Annotated in this window: 21 protein-coding genes and 1 tRNA gene; 5 read left to right on the plus strand and 17 right to left on the minus strand. The window is 66.0% G+C overall.

Features of this window, described 5'->3' with window-relative positions; all coding sequences use genetic code 11:
- Positions 1-9 precede the first annotated feature (9 nt).
- Genes DKG75_RS17460 through DKG75_RS17470 form a run of 3 tightly spaced genes read right to left on the minus strand, consistent with a single transcriptional unit; the run spans position 10 to position 3,845 of the window.
- The gene (locus DKG75_RS17460) at positions 10-1,686 is read right to left on the minus strand and encodes a sensor histidine kinase (protein WP_109922462.1); all 1,677 of its coding nucleotides are present in this window, start codon (positions 1,684-1,686) and stop codon (positions 10-12) included.
- A 2-nt stretch (positions 1,687-1,688) separates the two neighbouring features.
- Positions 1,689-2,396, minus strand: coding sequence for a response regulator transcription factor (locus tag DKG75_RS17465; protein WP_109922463.1), 708 nt, complete (start codon positions 2,394-2,396; stop codon positions 1,689-1,691).
- A 51-nt stretch (positions 2,397-2,447) separates the two neighbouring features.
- Complete coding sequence (locus DKG75_RS17470) at positions 2,448-3,845, minus strand: hypothetical protein (RefSeq protein WP_208111870.1); 1,398 nt, start codon at positions 3,843-3,845, stop codon at positions 2,448-2,450.
- Between the two features lie 169 nt (positions 3,846-4,014).
- On the opposite strand from DKG75_RS17470, the gene DKG75_RS17475 reads away from it, so the two are divergent.
- The 4 genes from DKG75_RS17475 (at position 4,015) to DKG75_RS17490 (ending at position 9,561) form a co-directional block, all read left to right on the plus strand.
- On the plus strand, positions 4,015-4,746 hold the full coding sequence (locus DKG75_RS17475; protein ID WP_208111871.1) for a HugZ family pyridoxamine 5'-phosphate oxidase: 732 nt from the start codon (positions 4,015-4,017) through the stop codon (positions 4,744-4,746).
- Between the two features lie 169 nt (positions 4,747-4,915).
- Positions 4,916-6,523 carry a phosphoenolpyruvate carboxykinase gene (locus DKG75_RS17480; protein ID WP_425086455.1) on the plus strand — a complete coding sequence of 536 codons (1,608 nt, stop codon included), beginning with the start codon at positions 4,916-4,918 and terminating at the stop codon, positions 6,521-6,523.
- Between the two features lie 80 nt (positions 6,524-6,603).
- Positions 6,604-7,824: a glycosyltransferase family 87 protein gene (locus tag DKG75_RS17485; protein WP_109922466.1), complete on the plus strand. Its 1,221-nt coding sequence runs from the start codon at positions 6,604-6,606 to the stop codon at positions 7,822-7,824.
- 66 nt (positions 7,825-7,890) lie between these two features.
- Positions 7,891-9,561: a vWA domain-containing protein gene (locus DKG75_RS17490; RefSeq protein WP_109922467.1), complete on the plus strand. Its 1,671-nt coding sequence runs from the start codon at positions 7,891-7,893 to the stop codon at positions 9,559-9,561.
- 4 nt (positions 9,562-9,565) lie between these two features.
- On the opposite strand, the gene DKG75_RS17495 is transcribed toward DKG75_RS17490, so the two are convergent.
- The 3 genes from DKG75_RS17495 to DKG75_RS17505 all read right to left on the minus strand — a co-directional run bounded on the left by DKG75_RS17495 (position 9,566) and on the right by DKG75_RS17505 (position 14,701).
- Positions 9,566-11,650 carry a molybdopterin-dependent oxidoreductase gene (locus DKG75_RS17495; RefSeq protein WP_109922468.1) on the minus strand — a complete coding sequence of 695 codons (2,085 nt, stop codon included), beginning with the start codon at positions 11,648-11,650 and terminating at the stop codon, positions 9,566-9,568.
- A 68-nt stretch (positions 11,651-11,718) separates the two neighbouring features.
- A complete protein-coding gene (polA, locus tag DKG75_RS17500) occupies positions 11,719-14,529 on the minus strand; it encodes a DNA polymerase I (RefSeq protein WP_109922469.1) in 2,811 nt (936 codons plus the stop codon).
- Complete coding sequence (locus tag DKG75_RS17505) at positions 14,519-14,701, minus strand: zinc-finger domain-containing protein (protein WP_109922470.1); 183 nt, start codon at positions 14,699-14,701, stop codon at positions 14,519-14,521. The genes polA and DKG75_RS17505 overlap by 11 nt, the downstream gene beginning before the upstream one ends.
- A 127-nt stretch (positions 14,702-14,828) precedes the next feature.
- On the opposite strand from DKG75_RS17505, the gene DKG75_RS17510 reads away from it, so the two are divergent.
- A tRNA-Arg gene (locus DKG75_RS17510) sits at positions 14,829-14,905 on the plus strand.
- An 85-nt stretch (positions 14,906-14,990) separates the two neighbouring features.
- On the opposite strand, the gene DKG75_RS17515 is transcribed toward DKG75_RS17510, so the two are convergent.
- From DKG75_RS17515 to DKG75_RS17560, 11 genes are all read right to left on the minus strand, one after another.
- A complete protein-coding gene (locus DKG75_RS17515; RefSeq protein WP_093809217.1) occupies positions 14,991-15,362 on the minus strand; it encodes a hypothetical protein in 372 nt (123 codons plus the stop codon).
- Positions 15,363-15,374: 12 nt separating this feature from the next.
- Positions 15,375-16,988 (minus strand): terminase large subunit, encoded by a 1,614-nt coding sequence (locus tag DKG75_RS17520; RefSeq protein ID WP_109922471.1) that lies wholly within the window; start codon positions 16,986-16,988, stop codon positions 15,375-15,377.
- Positions 16,957-17,436 carry a phage terminase small subunit P27 family gene (locus DKG75_RS17525; RefSeq protein ID WP_208111872.1) on the minus strand — a complete coding sequence of 160 codons (480 nt, stop codon included), beginning with the start codon at positions 17,434-17,436 and terminating at the stop codon, positions 16,957-16,959. Before DKG75_RS17525 ends, DKG75_RS17520 begins: the two co-directional genes overlap by 32 nt.
- The gene (locus DKG75_RS23275) at positions 17,433-17,813 is read right to left on the minus strand and encodes a hypothetical protein (RefSeq protein ID WP_208111873.1); all 381 of its coding nucleotides are present in this window, start codon (positions 17,811-17,813) and stop codon (positions 17,433-17,435) included. The genes DKG75_RS17525 and DKG75_RS23275 overlap by 4 nt, the downstream gene beginning before the upstream one ends.
- Before the next feature lie 4 nt (positions 17,814-17,817).
- On the minus strand, positions 17,818-18,138 hold the full coding sequence (locus DKG75_RS17535) for a phage head closure protein (RefSeq protein ID WP_040485446.1): 321 nt from the start codon (positions 18,136-18,138) through the stop codon (positions 17,818-17,820).
- 2 nt (positions 18,139-18,140) lie between these two features.
- Positions 18,141-18,731 (minus strand): head-tail connector protein, encoded by a 591-nt coding sequence (locus DKG75_RS17540; protein ID WP_109922473.1) that lies wholly within the window; start codon positions 18,729-18,731, stop codon positions 18,141-18,143.
- A gap of 63 nt (positions 18,732-18,794) precedes the next feature.
- Positions 18,795-19,181, minus strand: a complete 387-nt coding sequence (locus DKG75_RS17545) for a hypothetical protein (RefSeq protein WP_023431910.1) — start codon at positions 19,179-19,181, stop codon at positions 18,795-18,797.
- A 12-nt stretch (positions 19,182-19,193) separates the two neighbouring features.
- Complete coding sequence (locus tag DKG75_RS17550; RefSeq protein ID WP_109922474.1) at positions 19,194-20,861, minus strand: phage major capsid protein; 1,668 nt, start codon at positions 20,859-20,861, stop codon at positions 19,194-19,196.
- Positions 20,848-22,071, minus strand: a complete 1,224-nt coding sequence (locus DKG75_RS17555) for a phage portal protein (protein WP_109922475.1) — start codon at positions 22,069-22,071, stop codon at positions 20,848-20,850. The genes DKG75_RS17550 and DKG75_RS17555 overlap by 14 nt, the downstream gene beginning before the upstream one ends.
- A 124-nt stretch (positions 22,072-22,195) precedes the next feature.
- Complete coding sequence (locus DKG75_RS22770; protein ID WP_133636668.1) at positions 22,196-22,498, minus strand: hypothetical protein; 303 nt, start codon at positions 22,496-22,498, stop codon at positions 22,196-22,198.
- A complete protein-coding gene (locus tag DKG75_RS17560) occupies positions 22,491-23,831 on the minus strand; it encodes a DUF927 domain-containing protein (protein ID WP_109922476.1) in 1,341 nt (446 codons plus the stop codon). Before DKG75_RS17560 ends, DKG75_RS22770 begins: the two co-directional genes overlap by 8 nt.

Consider the following 23,831-nt stretch of genomic DNA (forward strand, 5'->3'; position numbering starts at 1 on the left):
CCCCGGCCGTCAATCGACGACCGGGGCTACAGGTCGGCCCGGGCGCCGCCGGCCGGCCGATCCGCCGGCGACGGGCAGGCGCACGGTGAAACAGGCGCCCAGCACCCCATTGCCCTGGTCCGGGTCGCGGCGGTTGCTGGCCTCGATCGTGCCGTCGTGGCCTTCGACGATCTGGCGCACGATGGCAAGGCCGAGGCCGGAATGGCTGCCCACCTGCTCGTTCGGCCGTTCGGTATAGAAACGCTCGAAGATCCGGCCCAGGGCTTCCTCGGGAATGCCGGGGCCCTCGTCCTCGACCCGGGCGACCAGCTGGCTGCCGTCGCGCTCCAGGGCCAGGGCGACGCAGGTCCCCGGCGGCGAGAAGGAAATGGCATTGTCGATCAGGTTGCGGAACACCCGGCCCAGATTCTCGCCGAGACCGGCGACGGTCAGGCCCTTCGCCTCCGGCGCCACCGTCAGGGCGAAGCGGGGCCAGCCGTCGCGCTCCAGCCCGGCATAGGCGGCGACCAGCCCGGCCAGAAGCCCGTCGAGGGGGATCGGCCGGCGCTCGTCCCGGGCCATTTCCGCATCGAGGCGCGAGGCGTCGGAAATTTCCGAGATCAGCTTGTCCAGGCGCCGGACGTCGATCTCGATGATTTCGGCCAGGCGGCGGCGGGCATCGGGATTGTTGGTCCGGCTCCAGGTCTCGATCGCGCTGCGCAGCGAGGACAGGGGATTCTTCAATTCGTGGGCGACGTCGGCGGCGAAGGATTCGATCGCGTCGAGCCGGGCATAGAGCGCATCGGTCATCGCCTGAAGCGCGACGGACAGGTCGCCGATCTCGTCGCGGCGGCGGCTGAAGTCGGGAATGGCGATGCGCCGGCCGCGCCCGGCCTTCACCAGTTCCGCCGCCTCGGCCAAGCGGTGCACCGGCCGGGCGATGGTGCTGGCGAGAAAGATCGACATCAGCACGGTGACGAAAAGGGCGACGCCGAAGACTTCGAGAATGGCCAGCCGTTCCGAGCGGATGGCCTGATCGATATCCCGCGCCTCGACCGAGAGGACGAGGGCGCCCAGCACCTTGCGGAAGCGGGTGACCGGGATCGCCACCGAAATATGGGGCGTGCCGTCCGCCGTCATGCGCTCGACCATGCTGGAAATGCCGGACAGGGCGGCGGCGGCCTCCGGATAGTCGCGGGCGGATTGCAGCGGATAGTCGGTATAGATCGGGCGGGAGCGCGCGGCGGGCAGCAGCGGCTCGATCACGTCGTAAAGGAATTCGACCACGCCCGGGCCCTCGTCCGGCGGCGGCAGTTCCACCCGGCTGACCTGGGCGTCTGGGCGCAGGTCGTTGGTATCGGCGACCAGCCGCCCGGCATTGTTGAACAGGCGGGCCCGGGTCGCGGTCGCATCGGTCAGGCGCCAGAGCAGGGCGCGGGCCGGCTCGATGTCGAGATCGACCGCCTCCGGCCCCGAGGAGGCGGCAAGGCCGAGGGCGCCGGCGATGATCTCGCCCTGGGATTGCAGCGATTCGCCGCGCTGGGTAACGAGGCTCGCCCGGAACTGGTCGAGATAGAGCACGCCGCCGACGAGAACCCCGAGGGCGACGACATTGACCGCCAGGATGCGGCGGGTGAGCGAGGAAAAGGGCCCCCGCCCGCGCGGCCGGCGGCGGGCGGCGGGCCTATGCTCTGCGGCGGCGGCCAAGGTCAGCTTTCGTCGAACTTGTAGCCGATGCCGTAGAGCGTCTCGATCGAGGCGAAATCCGCATCGGCGGATTTGAACTTCTTGCGCAGGCGCTTGATGTGGCTGTCGATCGTGCGGTCGTCGACATAGACCTGATCGTCATAGGCGGCGTCCATCAGCTGGTCCCGGCTCTTCACATGGCCGGGGCGCTGGGCCAGCGCCTGCAGGATCAGGAATTCGGTCACGGTCAGGGTCACCGGCTGGCCGTCCCAGGTGCAGGCGTGGCGCAGGGGATCCAGGGTCAGGCGGCCCCGCACCATCAGGGGTTCGGGGCGGGCGCCGTCGCCCTCGGCCGCGGCTTCCGCCCGGCGCAGCAGGGACTTGATCCGCTCGATCAGCAGGCGCTGGGAGAAGGGCTTGCGGATATAGTCGTCCGCCCCCATGCGAAGGCCGAGGACTTCGTCCAGCTCGTCGTCCTTCGAGGTCAGGAAGATCACCGGCAGGCTGGATGCCTGGCGCAGGCGGCGCAGCACCTCCATCCCGTCCATGCGCGGCATCTTGATGTCGAGCACGGCCAGGTCGGGCGGCGAGCGGCCGAAGGAGGCCAGCGCGGCGGCCCCGTCGGTGAAGGTCTCGACCGAGAAGCCCTCGGCCTCGAGGCCGATGGAGACGGAGGTCAGGATGTTCCGGTCGTCATCGACCAGCGCGATCTTGGGCGTGTGCTTCGACATGGTTCCTGCCGTTCAGACGATGGCTTTCGTCCTGACGGGGAATTTTGGCAATCATTGGGCAATCTTGTCAGCCCCTTTGATTTCGATTGCTGGATTGGGGTCGGTTCTGCCGAAGGCCAGCGCCTTGGCGCTTGCGCAGGCCGGACTCTCCGAGTTCGAATCCGACGTCTTCAAAAGAGCTGTGGTGTCGATAAGCGATTTCAGCACGATCTGCCCGTCGAGCGGCGACAGCGGCAGTTTCGCCAATTCGTCCAGCGTGGCGGAGCAGATATTGTTCAAGGTTGCGCGCTTGGTCGTCGCATCCGTCGACGACATCATCGGCGTCAGTGATTTGTACCAGGATGTCTCGGCCAGAAATTGCCCGATGGTCTTGTCGGCGCTGATCTTGAAGGCGAGCACAGCATGGGGATCGATGCCCTCCAGTACTTCGGCCTTGGCCGCATCCGGCAGTTTGCAGGCCGGGAGCCCCTCTTCCGGCTTCGAGGTCAGGCAGACGGTGACCGGCGAGAAAATCGACGGCTTCGGCGCCGACAGTTCGAAGCGCCATTGGCCGAAGGCCGCGTAAGTGTTGAGGTTTCGCCATTCATTGGTCGGCACGCCGGACTCGAAGGACAGTTTGCCGGCCTCGAAGAATCGGCCGATGGTGAAAGCCTCGGTCAGGCGTTCCTCAAGGGCGGAGGAAAACAATTGCCCGATCGTCCGGTCGACCGCGCTCGATGCTTGGTTGAGCTTCTGGTTGCTGAGAATGGTGATCGCTTTTACGCCGGGATCGGCGATTTCCAGAATGGTGCGGGCGGCATTGACGGCGGTGCGCACGGCCTCTGTCGAGGTCTTGCTGTTCTGCGACTGTATGATGGAGACCTGGATGGACATGTCGCTGGAAGCCAGGAAATAGCCGTTGGTCAGCCGGTTGCCGCTGGTCTCCGTCAGCCAGACCTCGCCGACCGTGGAATTGCTGTCATGGCTCCAGACCAGAAGCGGCAGCTTCAGATCCAGTTCACGGCTCGGCACCTTGACCTCGACCGATGTGTTGACCGACCAACTGCGACCGACGAACAAGCGGCGGAGGGCGTCCCTGCGCTCGCCCTCATAATCACGGTCGAGCGTACCGGTACCATCCGGGCATTTGTTCGAACTGGCGGGACAATCCTCCGGTGAGATGATGAGCCGCACATAATAGTCGTTGAAGACCGGCGGCTTCGGGCTGGGTTGGGGGGTGGAAAGCAGGGAGATGAACCGGGTCGGCCGCTGCCAGGGGACCTCGGCCGGGGTCGCCCGGGGGCCTGGGACCAACGCCTCGCCCGAGACCTGCGGCTTTAGGGCGGTGTCTTCCAGCCGAGGAGGGGGGCGGACCGTCGATGGCGCAAGGGGCACGGCAGATGGAGCCCCGGCGCAAGCGGAGAGGGCTGCTGATAACGAAAGGCACCAACACAGGGCGATTTTCTTCATAAAAATCTTCTCATGGTTGATCGTTAAATTTCATATCTCTAAAAAAGTGCTCTCATTGATAATTCTTTTCAATAGAAATGGCCGGCTTTGTGGTCTTGACCCGCGCCATGCCCTGGGCTCTAGGCTCCAGGGCACGTATGCGACCGTTGTCTTGCCGGAAGGAAAAGCCGTGACGACTTCTGACTCTTCGCCGGGTGCGAAAGCCCGCGATCTGGTGCGGCGGGCCGAGACGGCGGCGCTGGCCGTGCGCCTGCCGCCCGAGGGCCTGCCCTATGCCTCGCTGGTGCTGACCGCCTGCGATCACGGCGGGCAGCCCCTGCTGTTCATCTCGCGCCTGGCCGAACATACCAGGGCGCTGGAGGCGGACGGCGCCGCCTGCCTGCTGTTCGACGGCACCGCCGGCCTCGAGGCGCGCCTTACCGGGGCGCGGGCCTCGGTCGTCGGGCGGCTGGAGAAAGTGGCGGACGAGGGCCTGAAGGCCCGCTTCATCGCCCGCCATCCCGAGGCGGAGATGTACCGCGATTTTCCGGATTTCGCGCTCTGGCGCATGGCGGTGGACCGCGTCCATCTGGTGGCGGGCTTCGGCCGCATCCATTGGATCGAGTCGGCGGATTTCCTGTTCGACACCAAGGCGACCGGCGAGCTGGCGGCAAGCGAGCCCGGCATCGTGGCCCATATGAACGACGACCATGCGGATGCCATCGCCCTCTATGCCGAGAAACTGCTGCGGCTGCCGGCGGCGGACTGGCGCCTGTCCGGCATCGATCCCGAAGGCTGCGACCTGATCGCGGGGGCGGCGACCCGCGCACGTCTTATCTTCCCTGAACCGGTTTCAAATGCTATCGAGGCGCGAAATCGGCTGGTCGAACGCGTCAAGGCGGCGCGTCTCGCATCGGAATAGGCGGGATTCACCCCAGGATTCGACCAAGTCCCCCGTTGCGTGCGTTCGGGCAGAAGCCTATTTTCCGCGCGTCACGCAACAAAAATCGACGGCGAGAGTTTCTATCCCGTCTGCAGCCAACCCCCGAGCGGGATCTTCATCCCGCGCCGACACTTCGCGGAGAAGTACATTGCGCCAGATCGGCACCCATATTTCGCGACACGGCCTCGATCTTCAGGGCATCCGGAACGTTTCCGCCGCCTATTGGAACCTCGGCGCGCCGGCCCTCTATGAAGAAGCGATCCGTCGCCAGGAAGGCGTTGTCGCCGAAGGTGGTCCGCTGGTGGTCAAGACCGGCCAGCACACCGGCCGCTCCGCGAGCGACAAGTTCACCGTGAAGGACGAAACCACCGCCGACAACGTGTGGTGGGGCAAGTCCAACGCGGCCATCGCCCCGGAAAAGGCCGCAGCACTCCGCGAAAAGGTCCGCGCCTACCTGCAGAACAAGGAAGTCTTCGTGCAGGATCTTTACGGCGGCGCCGATGCGGCCAACCGCGTGAAGGTGCGCGTGGTCACGGAATATGCCTGGCATTCGCTGTTCATCCGCAACCTCCTGGTCCGCCCCGCGACCGAGGACCTGGCGGACTTCCAGCCCGAATTCACCATCATCGACTGCCCGAACCTGCTGGCCGATCCGGCCGCCGACGGCACAAGGTCCGAGACCTTCATCGTCGTCGATTTCGCGGCGAAGACCATCGTCATCGGCGGCACCTCCTATGCCGGCGAAATGAAGAAGTCGGTCTTCACCATCCTGAACTACCTGCTGCCGGTGAAGGGCGTGATGCCCATGCACTGCTCGATCAATGTCGGCAAGGACGGCGATTCGGCCATCTTCTTCGGCCTCTCGGGCACCGGCAAGACCACGCTGTCCGCCGATCCGGAGCGCCCGCTGATCGGTGACGACGAGCACGGCTGGTCGGACGACGGCGTGTTCAACATCGAAGGCGGCTGCTACGCCAAGATGATCCGCCTGTCGGAAACCGCCGAGCCGGAAATCTTCTCGACCACCAAGCGTTTCGGCACCGTGCTCGAAAACGTCGTGATCGACCCGGAAACCCGCAAGCTGGACCTCGACGACGCCACCCTGGCGGAAAATTCGCGCGGCGCCTATCCGCTCGACTTCATCGCCAATGCGCTGACCACGGGCGTTGCCGGCCATCCGAAGAACATCATCATGCTGACGGCGGATGCCTTCGGCGTGCTGCCCCCGATCTCGCGCCTGTCGCCGGAAGAGGCCATGTACCACTTCCTGTCCGGCTACACCGCCAAGGTCGCCGGCACCGAGAAGGGCCTCGGCAAGGAGCCGCAGGCGACGTTCTCGACCTGCTTCGGCGCCCCCTTCATGCCCCGTCACCCGACGGTCTACGGCAATATCCTGAAGGACAAGATCGCGAAGCACGGCGTCTCGTGCTGGCTGGTCAACACCGGCTGGACCGGCGGCGTGTTCGGCGTCGGCCAGCGCATGCCGATCAAGGTGACCCGCGCCCTGCTGCGCGCCGCCCTCGACGGTTCGCTGAACCAGGTCCAGTTCCGCAAGGACCCGAACTTCGGCTTCGACGTGCCGGTGGCCGTCCCCGGCGTGCCGACCGAAATCCTGGACCCGCGCCAGACCTGGGCCGACAAGGCCGCCTATGACGCCAAGGCGAAGCACCTCGTGCAGCTCTTCATCGACAACTTCGCCCAGTTCGAAGCCCATGTCGACGACGCCATCAAGTCGGCGGCCCCCAAGGCCGCCTGAGCCGCAGACGGGTTGTGAAGACGGGGCCGTGGGCAACCACGGCCCCTTTTTCATATGGGCGCGCACAACCGGGGCCGGGCATGGCGGAAGATGAAGCGGGGGCGCTCCGGCGCCAGTTGACCTGGGCGGCCCGGGTATTCTTTCCCTGCGTCGCGGTCTTCATCCTTTTCGACCAATGGCCGTTCCTCGGCCAGGACTTCAGTCGCGGCCAGGTCTTCGGCCGGGACTTCTATATCTTCTGGACCGCGGGCCGGCTGGTCGCCGAGGGGCGGCTCGACATCGTCTATGACGTCGAGGCGTTTCATCATGCGGTTCGCGCCGCGCTCGGGCCGGAGGCGGGGATGCATCTTTTCGCCTATCCGCCGCCGGCGCTGCTCGGGCTCGGGCTGATCGGGCGGCTGCCCTATGGGCTGGCGCTCGCGCTTTGGACCGCATTGTCCACCTTCGCCTTCGTCGCCGCCGTTGCCGCGCCCCGCTGGCGCGGTCAGACGGTGGCGCTGGCGGCCGTCGCCGTCCCCACCCTGATCAATATGGCCATGGGGCAGACCGGCCTGTTCTGCGCCGCGCTCTTCATCGCCGGGCTTCGCCTGGTGCCGCGCCATCCGGTGCTGGCGGGCCTTTGCATCGGCCTGCTGATCGTGAAGCCGGTGATCGCGCTGCCGCTGCCCGTCGTGCTTCTGGCCGGCCGGCAGGGGCGGGCGATCGCGGCGGCGGCTGTCACCGTCGTCGTGCTCTGCGTTCTGCCGGTGCTTCTTTGGGGACCGGCGGTCTGGACCGGCTTCCTGGCCGGGGCCATGCCGGCGCAGCGCGATTTCCTCGAATGGGGCGTCGGCCTCGCCCAGGCGATGAAGCCCACCGTCTTCATGGCCTTCCGGGATCTCGGCGGCGGGGTGGCGGCGGCCTATATGGCGCAGGGGCTGGCCGCCGTGCTGGCGCTGGCGCTGCTCGTGCTGCATCTGCGCGGGCGCGGCTGGCCGCGCCGGCCGGCGCCCGGCGACATTCTGGTTGCGGCCCTGGCGGGGGCTTTCGCCACGCCCTATCTGCATGTCTACGATCTGGCCACGGTTTCCGGCGCCCTGGTCCTCCTGCTGGCCGCGGGTGGCGGCCTGCCGGCCCGGGCCGTAACGCTCAAGGTGCCGGCGATCCTGTGGTCGCTGCCGATCGCGGGCTTGCTGCTCGGGCTGGCGGGCATGCCGGTGGTGCCCCTGCTGATGCTGTTCGCCCTGGTCGTCCTGGCCGTGAAGCCGTTGCACGGCGGCAACATCGATGCCCGAACGACCGGTGCCACCCGTGCGCCATAATTCACGCCCGAGCGCGCCGCAATCCGCCTGAAATCTGCAAGGGTTCTCGAACAGGGGGAAACCTTGATGACATCCATGGCGCGGCACGATCGCCGGCGTGATCGGTCCCGGCTTATCCTTTCGGCGCCGCTGGCGCTGGCCGGCGCGCTGGCCGGCTGTAACGAGGCGGCGGTTTCCTCGTCAGACGGAGCGGCCAAGCCGGCCGCGATCGAACCGACGCCGAGCGAAACCGCCACCCCCGAGGTTCCCCCGCCGGCCCCGACCGCCGCGCGCCCCGCCATCGCCATGGAGGCGCGGGCGATGCCGGCCCCGATGCCGCCGCCGCCGAGCGCGGACCGCTTCACCGATGCCGAAGCCAATCCGGTGAAGCGGGCGGCGGAAGAGCCGGTCTCGACCTTCTCGTCCGACGTCGATACCGCGTCCTATGCCATCGCCCGGCGCTTCCTGCGGGAGGGCACGCTGCCGCCCGAAGGCGCGGTCCGGGTCGAGGAGATGATCAATTATTTCCCCTACGACATGCCCGAGGCGGCGGACCGGCGCCAGCCCTTCACCACCCGGGTGGCGGTGATGCCGGCCCCCTGGAATGCGGCGGCGCAATTGATGACCGTCTCCGTCCATGCCATGGATATCGACGGCGCGGGGCGGCCGCCGCTCAACCTCGTGCTTCTGGTCGATGTTTCGGGGTCCATGGCCGGCGCCGACCGGCTGGACCTGGTCAAGGCCAGCTTCATCGATTTCGTCCGCGACCTGCGGGCCGAGGACCGCATCGCCATCGTCACCTATGCCGGCGGGGTCGAGACCGTGCTGCCGCCGACCGCCGGCCGCGAGCGCGACAAGATCGTCGCGGCCATCCGCGCGCTCGGCGCCGGCGGCTCGACCGCGGGGGCGGCGGGCATGGACGAAGCCTATGCCCTGGCCCGGCGCCATTACGACAAGGACGGCGTCAACCGCATCATCCTGGCGACCGACGGCGACTTCAACGTCGGCCGCAGCAGCCCGCGCGAATTGGAACAACTGGTCAAGGAACAGCGCCGGAACGGCATCTATCTCTCCGTCCTCGGGGTCGGCGCCGGCAACCTGAACGACCGGCTGATGCAGGCGATCGCCCAGGCCGGCAACGGCAATGCCGCCTATATCGACACTGCTCTCGAGGGACGCAAGGTGTTGCGCGAGGAGGCGGCCTCGACCTTGCTGCCGGTGGCGGACGACGTGAAGTTCCAGGTCGAGTTCAATCCCGCCCGGGTCGGCGAATACCGCCTGATCGGCTATGAGACCCGGGCCCTCCGGCGCGAGGATTTCAACGACGACAAGGTCGATGCCGGCGACGTCGGCTCGGGCCGGACGGTGACCGCGATCTACGAGATTACGCCGGCGGGCACGCCCGGCCATATCGACCCCTTGCGCTACGGCACGGAAGCGGCGCCGGCGCCGGACCGCGGCGGGGAGATCGCTTTCCTGCGCATCCGCTACAAGCTGCCGGGCGAGGGCAGCAGCCGCCTGATCGAACGGCCGGTAACCGACCGTGATGCGCTGGCCAGCCTGTCGGCGGCAGGCGACGACCAACGTTTCCAGGTCGCCGTCGCCGCCTTTGGCCAGAAGCTGGCGGGCAGCCGCCACCTGTCCGACATGCCCTGGTCGGCGATCGCCGACCTCGGGCAAGGGGCGCGCGGGCGGGATCCGGACGGTTACCGCGCCGAATTCGTGCAGCTGGTGCGCACCGCCGACGGCCTGGACTGAGCGATCAGGGGCAGGGCCGCACCTCGACCGGCAGGCCGTTCAGCACCGCATTGCCCGAGGCGGCGTCCAGCGCCAGTTCGTCGCTCAGGTCGTTGAAGGAAATGCCGCCCGCGGCATTGGCGACGGCGAGACGGACCCCGTCCCGCGTCGCCTGGCCCCAACCGTGGGGCAGGCAGACGACGCCCGGCATGACGTCCTCCGTCGCCTCGACTTCGACGCGCAGGGCGGCGGTGCGGCTCTGCACGGTGACGGCGGCGCCGTCGCGGATCTGGCGCCGTTCCATGTCGGCGGGGTGCATCTGCAGGCGGTGGCGCACCGGGCCCTTCACCAGCCGGCCGCTGTTGTGCATCCAGGAATTGTTGGAACGGACGTGGCGCCGGCCGATCAGCAGCAGGCCGTCGCCGGCCGGCGCCAGCGCCGCAAGGCGCGGCAGGTCGGCGAGGCAGCCCGGGGGCAGCAGTTCGATCCTGCCGCTGGCGGTGAGCAGCCGTTCCCGGATCGAGGGGCGCAGCGGCCCGAGATCGATGCCATGGGGCGCCGCGCGCAAGGCATCCAGGCTCAGGCCCGGATAGGGGCCGGCTTGCAGGCCCAGGTCGATCATCAGTTCCGGCGGCAGGATGTTGACCGGCGTGCCGCCACTTGCCTTGGCATGGGCGGCGGCGATGCCGGCGAAGATTTCCCAGTCGTGGCGGGCGTCCGCCGGCTTGTCGAACAGGGGATCGCTCCAGCGCGTGACGTTGCGGACCGCAAGCGGCAGCAGGGCGAGATCATAATGGCCCCGTTCGAGGGGGGAACACGGCGGCAGGATGACATGGGCATGCCGTGTCGTCTCGTTCACATAGAAATCGACCGCGGCCATGAAGTCGAGGCCGGCAAGGGCGGCATCCAGGCGCCGGCCGTTCGGGGTGGAGGATACGGGATTGCCGGCGATGGTCAGCAGGGCGCGGATCTGGCCGGGGCCCGCGGTCTCGATCTCGTCGGCAAGGGTGGAGACGGGGAAATTGGCGGCGAATTCCGGCAAGTGCCGCACCCGGCTGCGCCAGCGGTCGAAACCGCCCGCGGCCCGCGGCGCAAAGCCGGCCGGGAGGGCGGGATGGGGCAGCAGCGTGCCGCCCTCGCGGTCGAAATTGCCGGTCAGGATGTTCAGCAACTGGATCGCCCATTGGCACAGGGTGCCGAACGCCTGGGTCGAGGTGCCCATGCGGCCGTAGACGGCGGCCCGGGGTGCTGCCGCAAGCGCGCGGGCCAGGGCGCGGATGGTTTCCGCCGGCAGGCCGCTGACCGCCGCCGCCCGTTCGGGCGTGAAGGGGGCAAGCACGGCGGCCAGGCGGTCGAGACCGGCCAGGAGATCCGCAAGCGCGCCGGGCCGCGCCAGCCCCTCGGCCAGCAGGACCTGCACCATGGCGAGCAGCACCAGGGCATCGCTGCCCGGGCGGATGAAATGATGTTCGCTGGCGACGCGGGCGGTTTCGGTGCGGCGCGGGTCGACCACCACCATGCGCCCGCCCCGCGCCTTCAGGGCGGCCAGCCGGCCGGGAAAATCCGGCACGGTCATGATGCTGCCGTTCGAGGCCATGGGATTGGCGCCGAACACCAGCATCAGGTCGGTGCGGTCGATGTCGGGCACGAACAGGTAGTTCTGGTGGCCGAACATCCATAGGGCCATCAATTGATGCGGCAATTGATCGACCGATGTGGCGGAAAAGACCGAGCGGGTTTTGAGCTGCCGCACCACCTGGCCGATATTGGCCAGCATGCCGACGGAATGGACGGAAGGATTGCCGAAATAGGCGGCGACGGCATCGCCGCCATGGTCGCGGCCGATGGCGGCCAGCCGCTCGCCCACCGTCTCGAAGGCTTCGTCCCAGGTGATCTCGACGAAATCGCGGCCATGGCGCTTCACCGGGTGGCGCAGGCGGTCCGGGTCCTCGTGCAGGTCCTTCAGCGCCACGCCCTTCGGGCAGATGTGCCCGCGCGACAGAACATCGGCCTTGTCGCCCCGGACGGTGGCGATCCGGCCGTCTTCGGTGGTGATTTCCAGCCCGCAGATCGCCTCGCACAGGTGGCAGGCGCGGTAATGTGCGGCCATCGCGGCCTCCCCTCGATCATTCTTGTTGATCGAAGGCTAGGCCGTTCCGAATTCTCTCGCCAGGGGCTTCAGTGCGCCTCGGCCCAGGAGCGGCCGGTGCCGGCCTCGACCACCAGGGGCACGGAAATGTCGACGGCGGGCAGGGCCGCGCCCTCCATCACCTTGATGACCACGGGGCGGGTGGCCTCGACCTCGTCCTCGGGCACTTCGAACACCAGTTCGTCGTGGACTTGGAGCAGCATTTTCGCCTTCAGGCCGGCGGCCTTCAGGGCGGCGGGCATGCGGATCATGGCCCGGCGCATGATGTCGGCGGCGGAACCCTGGATCGGTGCGTTGATCGCGGCGCGTTCCATGAAGGCGCGGCGCGCCGCCGACTTGTCGTTGATGCCGGGGACATGGCACTTCCGCCCGAACACGGTGGTGACGAAGCCCTGGCGGTGCGCGGTTTCCTTGGTCGCCTCCATATAGGCGCGGATACCGGGGAAACGCTCGAAGTAGCGCTTGATATAGGCGCTGGCCTCGCCCTGCGGGATACCCAGCTGGTTGGCGAGACCGAAGGCGGAAATGCCGTAGATGATGCCGAAGTTGATCGCCTTGGCGCGGCGCCGGACCATCGGGTCCATGCCCTCGACCGGCAGGCCGAAGACCTCGGACGCGGTCATGGCGTGAATGTCCATGCCCCTGGCGAAGGCCGCCTTCAGGCTGTCGATCCCGGCGATATGGGCGAGCAGGCGCAATTCGATCTGGCTGTAGTCTGCGGACATCAGCACATGGCCCGGCGCGGCGACGAAGGCGCGGCGGATCTTGCGCCCCTCCTCGGTGCGGATCGGGATGTTCTGGAGGTTCGGGTCCGTCGACGACAGCCGCCCGGTCGAGGTCGAGGCCAGGGCATAGGATGTGTGCACCCGCCCGGTCGCCGGGTTGATCTGGCCTTGCAGGGCGTCGGTATAGGTCGACTTCAGCTTGGCGAGCTGGCGCCAGTCCAGGATCTTGCGCGGCAGTTCGTGGCCCTGGTCGGCCAGGTCTTCCAGCACGTCGGCACCGGTGCCCCAGGCCCCGGTCTTCATGCGCTTGCCGCCGGGCAGTTTCATTTCGTCGAACAGGATCTCGCCCAATTGCTTGGGGCTGCCGACATTGAAGCTGCGCCCGGCCAGGGCGTGGATCTCGCCCTCCATCTCGCTCATGCGGTGGGCGAAATCGCCGGACAGGCGGGCCAGCTCGGCGCGGTCGACCAGGATGCCTGCCGCCTCCATTTCGATCAGGACCTGGGGCAGGGGGCGTTCCAGCGTCTCATAGACCGTGGCCACGCGCTCGCGGAACAGGCGGGGTTTCAGCGCCGCGTGCAGGCGGAGGGTGACGTCCGCATCTTCCGCCGCGTAACGGGTGGCGTCCGCGATCGAAACCTCGTCGAAGCCGATGCGGTCTTTGCCGGTGCCGGTGACGGCATCGTATTTCACCGTCTCGTGGCCGAGGTGAAGGCCGGCCAATTCGTCCATGCCGTGGCCATGGGCGCCGCCTTCGAGCGCATAGGAGATCAGCATGGTGTCGTCCAGCGGGGCGATGGCGATGCCGTATTTCCGCAGGACCAGCATGTCGTACTTCAGGTTCTGGCCGATCTTCAGCACGTCGTCCGCCGCCAGCAGGGGGCGCAGCAGGTCCAGGGCGCGCTCGAAGGGGATCTGCGCCGGCACGTCGCCGTCCAGCGCCAGGCCGCCGCGCGGGCGGTGGCGCAGCGGCACATAGGCGGCCCGGCCGGCCTCGATCGCCAGCGAGAAGCCGACCAGTTCCGCCTGCATGGCGTCGAGCGAGGTGGTCTCGGTGTCGAAGGCGACGGTGCCGGCGGCCCGGGCCCGGGCGATCCAGGCGGCCAGCGCCGCCTCGTCGGTGACCGTGACATAATCGGCCGTCCCGGGGGTTTCCGGGGCGGGGGCGGGGGGCGGTCCGGCGGCGGCATCGGCGGCCCGGTTGGCGGCCCCGGCCAGGGCCGAGGTGACGCGGCCGCCCAGCTTGCTGCGCAGGCTCTTGAAGTCGTTCTGTTCGAGGAAGGGCAGCAGCAGGGCGCCGTCCAGCGGGCGGACCTTCAGGTCGTCGAAGCCGAGGGGCAGGGGCACGTCGGCCTTCAGGCGCACCAGTTCGCGGCTGACGCGGGCGAGATCGGCGTGGGTCTGCAGGTTTTCGCGGCGCTTCGGCTGCTTGATCTCGCCGGCCCGGGCGAGCAGCGTGTCGAGATCGCCGTAGAGGTTGATCAGTTCGGCGGCGGTCTTCTGGCCGATGCCGGGCACGCCCGGGACATTGTCGACCGAATCGCCCATCAGGGATTGGACGTCGACCACTTTCTCCGGCGGGACGCCGAATTTCTCCACCACCTCGTCTGGGCCGATGCGGCGGATCTTCACCGGGTCCAGCATGTCGACGGGGCCGCCGACCAATTGCATCAGGTCCTTGTCGGAAGAGACGACGGTGCAGCGCACGCCCCGGCGGCGGGCTTCGACGGCCAGCGTGGCGATGACGTCGTCGGCCTCGAAGCCCTCGACCTCGATGGCGGCGACGTTGAAGGCGTGAGTCGCCTCGCGGATCAGGGCGAATTGCGGCACCAGGTCCTCGGGCGCCGGCGGGCGGTGGGCCTTGTAGTCGGGATAGATTTCGTTGCGGAAGGTGGTCCGCCCGGCATCGAAGACGACGGCGAGATGGGTCGGCCGGTCGCCGCTGTCGAGATCGGACAGGAAGCGCGCGAGAATATTGGAAAAGCCGAGAACGGCATTGACCGGCGTGCCGTCCGCCCGGGTCAGCGGCGGCAGCGCGTGATAGGCCCGGAAAATATAGCCCGAGCCATCGACCAGATAGAGATGATCGCCGGCCCCCCCCGCCTCAGTGGGCATGGGCGTGAGCCCCTTCCTCCAGGATATAGAGCTTGCCGCAATAGGGGCACTGGATCTCGCCCCGGCTTTCCATGTTCAGGTAGACACGGGGATGGCCCAGGGCACCCTCGCCGCCGTCGCAGGCAACGATGGGGCTGTCGACCTTCTGGGTTTCGGGCGCTTCGATCGCCATGGTTCAAATCTCCAAACGCGCGGGCGGATATTAGCGCAGCCTATCCTGCTGTCCACCGTCTGGGGAATCGATTTAGCAGGGTTGCCCGCCGCCATGGCATCGGCTATTGTCCGCGCCTCTTTGGCACGGACCCGTAGCTCAGCTGGATAGAGCGCTGCCCTCCGAAGGCAGAGGCCGAAGGTTCGAATCCTTTCGGGTCCGCCAACTAAATCAAGGCTTTAGCCGCCTTCTCCAATAGCTCTTCAGCGGCTCAGGAAGCACATAGGAAGCGGGCGGCGGAAAATTCCTGCTATTCCGCGCCATTCGAAAGGAAGCGGCGAAGCCCGTTCCCTTCGTCGGCCTGATCCGACTTCTCTTCATCCCAAGTCTTGATCCACTCGCCATCGGTGCCGCCGAGGGCGCGGTAAACCTCTTGTGCCTGGCGGACCATCAGCTTGCGAAGATGCTCGTCGGTGATGCCGACGCTTCGGCGGGCCGCATCCGTCCCTTCGAGCTTTGGCGGCCATACCGTGAGACCTTGGCGGGCGGTGCGCACGAAGGCGCATCCGGCCAACGCCAATCCGTTCGCCTGGCAATCAAAGAACGCCAGGATGGTGTTCCCGCCCTTGTTCGGCTTCGGCTGTGAAACTCGGTTCAATCCGGTGATGCTGACTTCGTGCATGGTCTTGCTCCTTTAGATGAAGAGGAATCCGCCTTCTCGGCTCTCATAGGGTGAGGGCGTCACTTCGTTCGCGATGACGCGGCCAACGGCCATTGCGGCGGCAACAGCACCGTCGATCCGCCCCCGCGCCCGTTCCTTCGTGAACTTCTCGTTTTCCGCCGCGTCTTTGTCGGCCACCACGTTGCCGAAGCACATGCGCAAGAGCGGGTTGCCGCCGTGCCGGAAATGCCCGGTGAGGATCGCCCGCTTCAGCTCTTTGACGGGCGCGGCCATGCTGGCAAAGCCCTGGCCGAATTGATTGATGGTGAAGCCCTCTTCCTGAAGGGCAGTGTTCACCGCCGTCGAGTTCCAACGGTCGATCGCGATTTCCTGCACACCATATTTTTCGCCGAGGGCGATGACGTGATCCACGATCGCAGCATGATCCACCACGTTGCCGGGTGTCAGGGTCAGGAAGCCTTCGGCGGCCCAGCGCGCATAATCCGCCCGGTCTTTCTCACCCTTCTTTGCGATGTTGGCTGCCGGCAGGAAGAACATGGGCAGCACGTCATATCGGCGGCTTTCGCCATCGCCTTCAGGGAAGGCCGCCACCACCGCCGTCAAATCCTCCACGCTGGAAAGATCAATCCCTATCCAGCATGGCCGCCCGGTCAGCTCTTCGGCTGGTGTCATGGCCTCGGCAGCATCATAGACTTCGAGCGCAAGCCACGGGTTTGCCGATCCCTCTTGCCACTGGTTGAGGTGGAAGCGCCGGAAGTCGGCAATCTCGGCGGGGAAGTGTTCGATGCGTCGCGCCTTAATCCGCAGCTCTTCGAGCGAGCAGAAACCGGCATCGATCGCGGGATTTGCAGCGTGCCAGGCGGCTTCGTCGCGCCAGTCCGCTTCAGGCTCGGCAGCGAAGATGATCGGTGCGAATGTCGGGTCTTCGATCTCGCCTGTCGCCACCTTGTGCGAGTAATTCCACAGATCCCATGCAAGCCCGCCCTGGCCGTCGCCAGCGGTAGAAATGATCACGGTGAGCGGGTGCGAACGCTTCACCATCGAATCCGTGACGGTCTTGAAGAGCTTCCGGCCCTCGCCGGTCGGCCAAGCGTGGATTTCATCGGCCAGGAAGAACGACACGTTCAATCCGTGCTTCGAATATGCTTCCGACGAAATGGCCTTCAGGGTGCTTTTCGTCTTCGGATGCCCCAGCGACTTCCGGCTTTCCACCGCGCGCACCCGGCTCGCAAGCGTGTCATCCTGAAGAACGAATTGATGCGCCGAGTTGAAGGCAATGCCCGCGTTTTCGCGATCGGCAGCAGCCATAACCACCTGGCCGCCCGCTTCGGCTTCCGGGCCGAGGAAATGCGCAAGCCCGAGGGCGGCGGCCAGCGTCGTCTTCGCATTGCCGCGCGGAATCCAGATGCAGGCCATGCGCACCGTGCGGCTGCCGTCATCATTCGACGGGCCGTAGATGCGGCGGATCACGGCTTCCTGAAAAGGGTGAAGGTGGAAGGACTGCCCGGCGAAGTCGCCTTCCCAAAGCTGAAGGCGGCGGACGAAGCGGCAGATGCGATCGGCCCGGCCTGTCGGGTCGTCATATAGCGCCGGGTCAGGCGAGAAGATCGGCGTCCCAACTGTCATTCGGCTTTCCTTCGTCTTTGCCCTTCGAGCCTCGGCGATGCGGGGTTAATCCCAGCTCGGCGGCCAGTAGGCGGGCTTCGCGCATCGCGGCGCTTTGCATTCGAAACGCCGGGTGCGGCTTAGGGCCGTTCTCGGTCGTCACCATGCGGCCTTCGCGGCCCATGATCTCTTCGGTTTCGCGGACCATACCCACGGCCACGCAATAGCTTTCGAGGGTCGCCAGGGTGTCGGCGAACAACAGGTTCCGATCGTGAAGTTGCGGGGCTGCCCGCTTCCATTCGGCCTTCGCCTGGGAAGTCAGCCACGAAGGCGCGGACGGGCATTTGCCGCGCACGATGCCGCCATCGATGACGGTGAGCTTCGGCTTCCGTCCCTTCATCCTAAAAACTCCCATTTTCGGCGAGATTGCGCGCGAGATGGTGGCGTCGGTCCCAGCGGGTTCGGTCAAAATTCAAAACCTCCCCCTCCCATGTTGATCGGCCTGCCGAACGCGCCTTCGGTCGCCACGGCCTTCCGGCTGTTGCAGCGGCGGTTCATCGGCTGCCAGTTCGATCGATCCCAGAAGAGGCGCATATCGCCCTTATGGGCGGTGCGGTGATCCACCATGTCGGCGGCCTGGCCGCAGCCACAGGCGCACAAGCGGTTCTCCGGCAATGCGAGGAAGGCTTTGCTTTCCCGCTGCCACTTGCTGTCATAGCCACGGGCGCGGGCAGACAGGCGGCGCTCATCGGCGGCAGCCTTGGCCTTCGAGGCGCAGAGCGGGCAGCGTCTATCGGTGAATGGCGGATGCCCAGCGGGGCAATGCTTCGGCGGCGACCACGGCATTTCGTCACCCGCTCGTTATGGTGTGCAGTTCAAGCCCTTCTTTCCGGCCCAGCTCCCGCACTTCCTGAATGTTGTGATCGCGCCCGCCATACTTGACGGTATCCAGAACGGTGATGCCGTCGATCCATCGCAGGCGGAAGACAACCATCCGCGAAGATTGAATGCCGCCAGCGGCGAAGAACTCCCGGCCCGACTGTTGCGAAACATGCGCCCAAACTTCGTATTCGGTCGGGTCGCCATAGATCGGTGAACCGAACGGATCGTAATCGATGATCTCGCCCGGCTGGCTCACGATGATGCGCCGATCCATGTCACCCGCGCGCATGGTCAGAAGCTCCACGTCTTATGATCGCGCACGAAGTCTTCAACGCCATCGGGCGTTTCGGTGATGAAGCCCGATCCGATCACCACGCTTTCGCGATGCTCGAAGAGGTGGCCGACGCGCATCTTGATCGCGGTGCGGATCGGTTCGGGAATATCTTCAGGATCGTCGCCGAAGCCTGCCGTGAACGTGATCGTCACCGCTTCCGGCACATTGCGGATCGTCGGCCAGCTCTTGCCGTAGGCCGGGCGAAGCTTCGCGCCTTCCACGGTGCCGAGGGCAAACGCCTGGTATTCTGTCGGGGCAAGGGTTTGGGTGACGCCATCGGGATCGACATAGGTGATTGCGTCGATGGACTGGCACGGCGGCAGCGGGATCGCGATTTCGCTGGTGAAGCGGTCGAGGGTGAGATTCCACGTTTGGGTGACAAGGCATCGGCCAAGCGAGCCGTCGCGGCCATCGAGACGTTGCGTGGCGGCCTTGATGAAGTCGGCAATGCGGGCGTCTTCATCATAGAAGTCAACGTGAATGTGCTCCTTCACCTCTTCCAAGGTGACGGGATCATTCACGGGTGCTGTCTCCAAGATCAGGGGCATCGCTCGCAACCTCTCGATTGAAGGTGCAAGCCCGGCCAGCCGAAGCCAGTCGGGCAAGCAATATCAGGCAACGGGGCGCTGGTGCGCATGGCCCTTGATCACCACCGCGCCGGCAGCGATCGAGGTGCCACCGTTCTTCGTGAGGACGGTGCGCAGGTAACGCTTGTTTCCGATGTAGCCGACCTTCACCACCGAAGCGGCTTCGAGGCTGGCCGGGAAGGTTCCGACAAGATCGGCGGCAGCCACGTCAGCGAAGTCGCCGCTGGTCGTGGTGTCGCTCTCCTGAAGCTTGGCGGTGAAGTCGCCAGCCGACACGATCGCGCCGGTATTGATGACAACCGCCGCGCTCTCGAAGCCCTGAAGGTCGATCGGATCGGAAGTGTTCGTGGCGGAAAGCACGGCAGGCGCAACGGCCTGCACGGCTCCGAGGTTGTTTGCGAGGTCACGCATGGTCATTGCTCCTTACGAGGTTGCGCAGCGAAGCTTGCGAAGCGCCTCGGCGAGCACCACACCACCACCGACACGGCGGCGGGCATGGAACCGGACAAGGCCGTTCGTGGCCTGGCTGTAGGGGTCGCGCATCACCGAAAGCGCCACGCGATCGTAGATGCGATAGGCACGGGCGAAGTCGCCGAAGGCGATGGGCTCGGCTCCCGCGCCAACATCGTCCATGTCGGGCGCTTCGATGACGGGGCGGCCAAGGATCGTTTCGGGCTGCCCGGCCTGATAGGACGGTTGCCAGAGGAAATTACCCTGGCCGTCCTTCAGCTTGCGGATAGCCGCCAGCGTGTTGCCGTTCATCATCCACGCGCCGGCATTTCGGTAGAATGCGGGCATGGCATACATGAGCGTGATCAGCGTATCGGCGGGCGCGGTGCCGAGGGTCGAAGCGTTGCCGGTCGGGGTGTAGGCAACGGCGGCGTCGGTCATGAAACCCACGGGCTTCTTGACGCCATTGCCCGCGACAAGCGCGCTGCCTTCTAGGCGACCGAACTCTTCGGCCAGATCGAAAGCAACTTCGGCTTCCACGTTGACGGCGGCATCCTCAAGAAGACGAAGCGACACGTCAACGTAGCAGGCCATTTCGTGAACCGGGATTTCCACCTGGCCGTAGGTCGATCCCGTTTCCGGGCGGTTCTCGGTTTCGCCAACCCACGAAGCCGTAGGCTTGCCGGTGCGCTTCGGCAGGATCACCGCGCCGGAAGAGGTCGCGCCGACCTTGGCGGCCTGGCGAACGGGCGACACTTCCACGATGCCCTTGATCACCTGAGCAACGAAATCGTCGGGTGCGAGATAGCCGCCCGCCGTGTCATCGGCCACGCGAAGCGACTTCACCTCATCGGCAGGAAGAGCTTCGCGGCCATGACGAAGGAAGCCGACGAAAGCCTTCGCCTCAACCTTCTCCGGTGCCGTCTTCGTCTCAACCGACGCGCCGGGGCGATTCAGCTTCTGTTCGATGCGCTCGGCGGACTTGGCGACGTTGCCGACGCTTTCTTCCACCGACTTGAGCCGGGTATCGATCCCGGCCACATTCTCTTCGAGGGCGGCAACGCGGGTTTCCACGTTATCACCTTCGGTTCCCGCTTCAGGCGCGGGCGCCTTCTTCTCAACAGCCATGATCAGGCTCCTTTTGATAGCCGCGCCCATCGCGGCAGGGTTTCCGGCTTGCGCCGTCTTCACGCTGGTCACGCGCGCCCGCGTTGCGGCGGGCACGGAGACAAGCGAGATTTCGATAAGTTCGAGGTCTTGCAGGGTGCGGCCCCCACCGGCCCGGCGCTCGGATGCGCGGGTGCGGAAGCCGATCGAAAGGCCATTGAACGCGCCGCTTTTGAGCAGCGCATAGGCTTCCTGGCCGCGTCGGGTTTCGAGGATCAAGCGGCCAGTGACGGCAAGGCCGGTCGCGTCTTCCCGAAGCTCAAGCCAAACGCCAATCGGTTCGGAAGGATCGTGCTGCCACAACATGAGCGGCGTGGTGCCAGCCGCCTTGTGTTCGGCGAGGCTCTTCGTGAACGCGCCCTTTTCGATCACATCGCCATAGCTGTCCGGCTCACCGTCGAACACACTGGCGTAGCCGGTGAGAATCCCGGCTTCGTCAGTTGCGAACTTGACTTCAATATCAACGCGATCCATTGCCGCCCCCTGCCGCATTGGCGTCTTCGGTGTTCATCGGCAGGCGGAATTGATCACCACCGTCATAGGGCGCGCGGTTCTCGGCAGCCCGCACTTCGTTCGGTGAAAGCAGGCCATTGGTGACGGCCTTTGCGTAGGCGTCGAACCGGGCGGCCAGATCGGCGCGGGCCAGATCATCGGTGAGAAACTCGGCGTAATATTCGGCGCGCTCTTCCGGGGTGAGAAGGGCGCGGCGGATGCCGCCTTCCCAGCACTTCAGCCACGGCAAGAGGGTCAACGAAAGGAATTGCTGCCCCATGCTCTCGGCGTTGTTGTGCGTTGCCCGTTCAAGCTCCTGAAGCAGATGAAGCGGAATGCGGAAGCCGCGCGCGATTTCGGCGACCTGGTGGCGTCGCAATTCGAGGAACTGAAGATCGACGCTGGTGAACTGCACCGCCTCGAAGTCCATCCCGTCTTCGAGGATCAGCGTCTTTCCGGCATTCGATCCGCCAGCATGGGCAGCGTTGAAACTTTCGCGAAGCCGCTTCAGGGCTTCAGGTCCGAGGGTCTTGCCGTATTTGAAGACGCCACCGGGCCGCGCGCCGGAACTGAAGATGCGCGCGCCGTGCTCTTCCATCGCCAGCGCCAGGCCGATCGCTTCCTTCATTTGCGTGATCGGCGACATGCCGACATGCGGCGAAGTGCCGAGTGCCTTCAGGTGGAAGATTTCGGTGCGGTCATAGATGCGCTGGCCGCCGTCGCCGGACGAAACCTTATAGGAAGGCTCCATCGTGACAGGATCGACTTCCACGGTGACGCATGGCGACGGGATCGGGATAAGCTCGGCGATCTTGCCGCCCGTCCGATTGATGAAGGCGAACGCATTGCCGTGAAGGCAAAGCGCGGTCTGCATGAAAAGCCGGAACTCGAAGGCAGAAGTCCATTCGTTCGCCTGGCCGTGCAGCAACTCGGCAAGCGGGTGATCGGTGGCGCGCTCTTTGCCGCCATCGGGCTTCCGGCGATGAAGATGAAGGGGCAATTGCGCGACCGATTCAGCGATCACCTTCACCGACGCATAGACGGTCGGGCAGCGCATTGCGGTTTCGGGCGTGACGGCCACACCGGACGCGGACGGCGTTGCGCCGAACAAAGCGATAAGCTCCGGCGAAGGGTCCGCCAGAGTTGTCTTCGTTTCCAGTCCGATCAGTTTCTTGAAGCCCTCGAACATCATCACCCGCGCACAAGTTGCGGGATCAAGATCGGGGCGAATGTCCAGTATTCAAAGCAAAAACGGCCCTGAAGGCCGTCTTAGAAGTGCTCGAAAAGGCGAGGAAATTCAGGCACTTGCCGGGGCTTTACGCTGCCCTGGCCCGGTCGCCGAAGACTTCCTTCCAAGCAAGGGCTTCGGCTTCGTGCCGGGGCAATCCGCCGTCATATTCCATGATCGCGGCGCGCTCTTCGTAGGCGTCGAGAAGGTCACTTTCGTGCGTCTCATCGTCAATTCGTGGTGCTACAGGTGCTACAGGTGCTACAGCATTGATATTGCTACCTGATTCCTGTAGCACCTTGGCGGGTGCTACGGTGCTACAGGTGCTACAGGCCGGTGCTACAGCGCCGACGTGGCTGGCGAAGTCGGTGAACCGGCCAAGATCAGGCATGGGCGGCCTCCCTCGCATCGTCACCGAGGATGCCGGACGTAACCACGTAGCACCGGATCGCCGAAGGGAAGCCGGGCACACGCTGGTTATTCTGGAGCTTGCCCCCGCTGCCGGGCTTCAGCATCCCGCGCCCGGCCAACGTCTTCGCAACCATCACCGCGTCAAGCCCAGCGCACACTTCGCCGCGCCAGACTTCGGGCAGGACGATATATTCAATGCTTCCCTCATCATCGCGACGGCGGAAGCCCGCCCGGTTCTGAATGCGCGTGTCGATCGGTGCGCCTATGTTGTCGGTCGGGGCAAAGCTGCCCATCGGCTCGAAGCGGGACGTGCCGTGCAGCTCGATAAAGCGGCGGACGGCGGACAACGCTTCGCGCTCTTCAGCCGGTTCGATCCCGCCGCGCGTGTCGAGCCAATCGCGGAAGCACTTCGCCGCTGCCTTGGTCGCTTCGCCCGGCTGCCACGGCAGCACACCGAAGGCCGTCGCCATTTCACCACCGGCAGCCACAAGAGCGAAGCGCGCCACAACGCGGCTCACCTGTCCATCGGCATTCGGCGGGCAGTTCTCGGCGACAAACTCATTCTGGAAACCGCTCACCACGGGCGCGATACCGTCGAAGTCGCGGGTCAGCCGATCAAGATAGGCATGGGAAGCGTGGCCGAAATGCTCACCGGCTGCCGCCTTCAGGTGCCGGGCGAAGGCATCGGCGGACGGGAAGCCATGAAGGGTTTCGAAGATCCCCATGCCCGCGCCTGCATCCGCCGGAATATCCACGATGCGGACTTCCTGCCCGGCTGCCGCTCGGCGGCCCCTGCCATCCTCGGCGATCTTGTCAGCAAGGCCAATCTCCCCCGTCGAAAGGAAGAGGGTGCGCCAGCGGGCGGCGCGGCGCGCTTCACCGCTTCGCCCGGCGCGGGTCTTGCCCTGGCCGTTCGCCAGCATATAGGCGACCTGGCCGACTTCCCGGCTATCGCACTGGCCCATTTCATCGAGCAGCAAGAGCGTGTCGCAGTGCATCAGCGCCACCGATTCCAGCCCGTTCGAAGTCGCGCGCCAGGTGCGGGGAAAATCGCGCCCGCCCCATATCGATCCGGCGACCTGAAGGGCAGTGGTCTTGCCGATCGAAGAGCCACCGCGAAAATGGAAGCCACCGGATTCCGCCTCGGCTGGCAGCAAGAGCGGCCCGGCAAAGGCGGCGCTCATCGCAAACGCCAGCCGGGAATTGCCAACGGCGTATCGAGCAAGTCCCTCTTGCCATCCGGCCAGCTCACCGCCGACGCGGTAGGGATCATCGGCCAGGCCGTCGCTTTGGTAGATGATGCGTTCGGCCAT

It is taken from the genome of Zavarzinia compransoris (assembly GCF_003173055.1).
Lineage (GTDB): Bacteria > Pseudomonadota > Alphaproteobacteria > Zavarziniales > Zavarziniaceae > Zavarzinia > Zavarzinia compransoris.

Excerpts from the sequence above, each read along its gene's own strand:
- DKG75_RS17495 (WP_109922468.1), bottom strand. The coding sequence starts at position 11,650 with ATGGCCGCACATTACCGCGCCTGCCACCTGTGCGAGGCGATCTGCGGG.
- DKG75_RS17550 (WP_109922474.1), bottom strand. The coding sequence starts at position 20,861 with ATGGATCGCGTTGATATTGAAGTCAAGTTCGCAACTGACGAAGCCGGG.
- DKG75_RS17535 (WP_040485446.1), bottom strand. The coding sequence starts at position 18,138 with ATGCGCGCGGGTGACATGGATCGGCGCATCATCGTGAGCCAGCCGGGC.
- polA (WP_109922469.1), bottom strand. The coding sequence starts at position 14,529 with ATGCCCACTGAGGCGGGGGGGGCCGGCGATCATCTCTATCTGGTCGAT.
- DKG75_RS17545 (WP_023431910.1), bottom strand. The coding sequence starts at position 19,181 with ATGCGTGACCTCGCAAACAACCTCGGAGCCGTGCAGGCCGTTGCGCCT.
- DKG75_RS17560 (WP_109922476.1), bottom strand. The coding sequence starts at position 23,831 with ATGGCCGAACGCATCATCTACCAAAGCGACGGCCTGGCCGATGATCCC.
- DKG75_RS17540 (WP_109922473.1), bottom strand. The coding sequence starts at position 18,731 with ATGCCCCTGATCTTGGAGACAGCACCCGTGAATGATCCCGTCACCTTG.
- DKG75_RS17470 (WP_208111870.1), bottom strand. The coding sequence starts at position 3,845 with ATGAAGAAAATCGCCCTGTGTTGGTGCCTTTCGTTATCAGCAGCCCTC.
- DKG75_RS22770 (WP_133636668.1), bottom strand. The coding sequence starts at position 22,498 with ATGCCTGATCTTGGCCGGTTCACCGACTTCGCCAGCCACGTCGGCGCT.
- DKG75_RS17485 (WP_109922466.1), top strand. The coding sequence starts at position 6,604 with ATGGCGGAAGATGAAGCGGGGGCGCTCCGGCGCCAGTTGACCTGGGCG.
- DKG75_RS17465 (WP_109922463.1), bottom strand. The coding sequence starts at position 2,396 with ATGTCGAAGCACACGCCCAAGATCGCGCTGGTCGATGACGACCGGAAC.
- DKG75_RS17515 (WP_093809217.1), bottom strand. The coding sequence starts at position 15,362 with ATGCACGAAGTCAGCATCACCGGATTGAACCGAGTTTCACAGCCGAAG.
- DKG75_RS17505 (WP_109922470.1), bottom strand. The coding sequence starts at position 14,701 with ATGGCGATCGAAGCGCCCGAAACCCAGAAGGTCGACAGCCCCATCGTT.
- DKG75_RS17555 (WP_109922475.1), bottom strand. The coding sequence starts at position 22,071 with ATGATGTTCGAGGGCTTCAAGAAACTGATCGGACTGGAAACGAAGACA.
- DKG75_RS17490 (WP_109922467.1), top strand. The coding sequence starts at position 7,891 with ATGACATCCATGGCGCGGCACGATCGCCGGCGTGATCGGTCCCGGCTT.
- DKG75_RS17520 (WP_109922471.1), bottom strand. The coding sequence starts at position 16,988 with ATGACAGTTGGGACGCCGATCTTCTCGCCTGACCCGGCGCTATATGAC.
- DKG75_RS23275 (WP_208111873.1), bottom strand. The coding sequence starts at position 17,813 with ATGCCGTGGTCGCCGCCGAAGCATTGCCCCGCTGGGCATCCGCCATTC.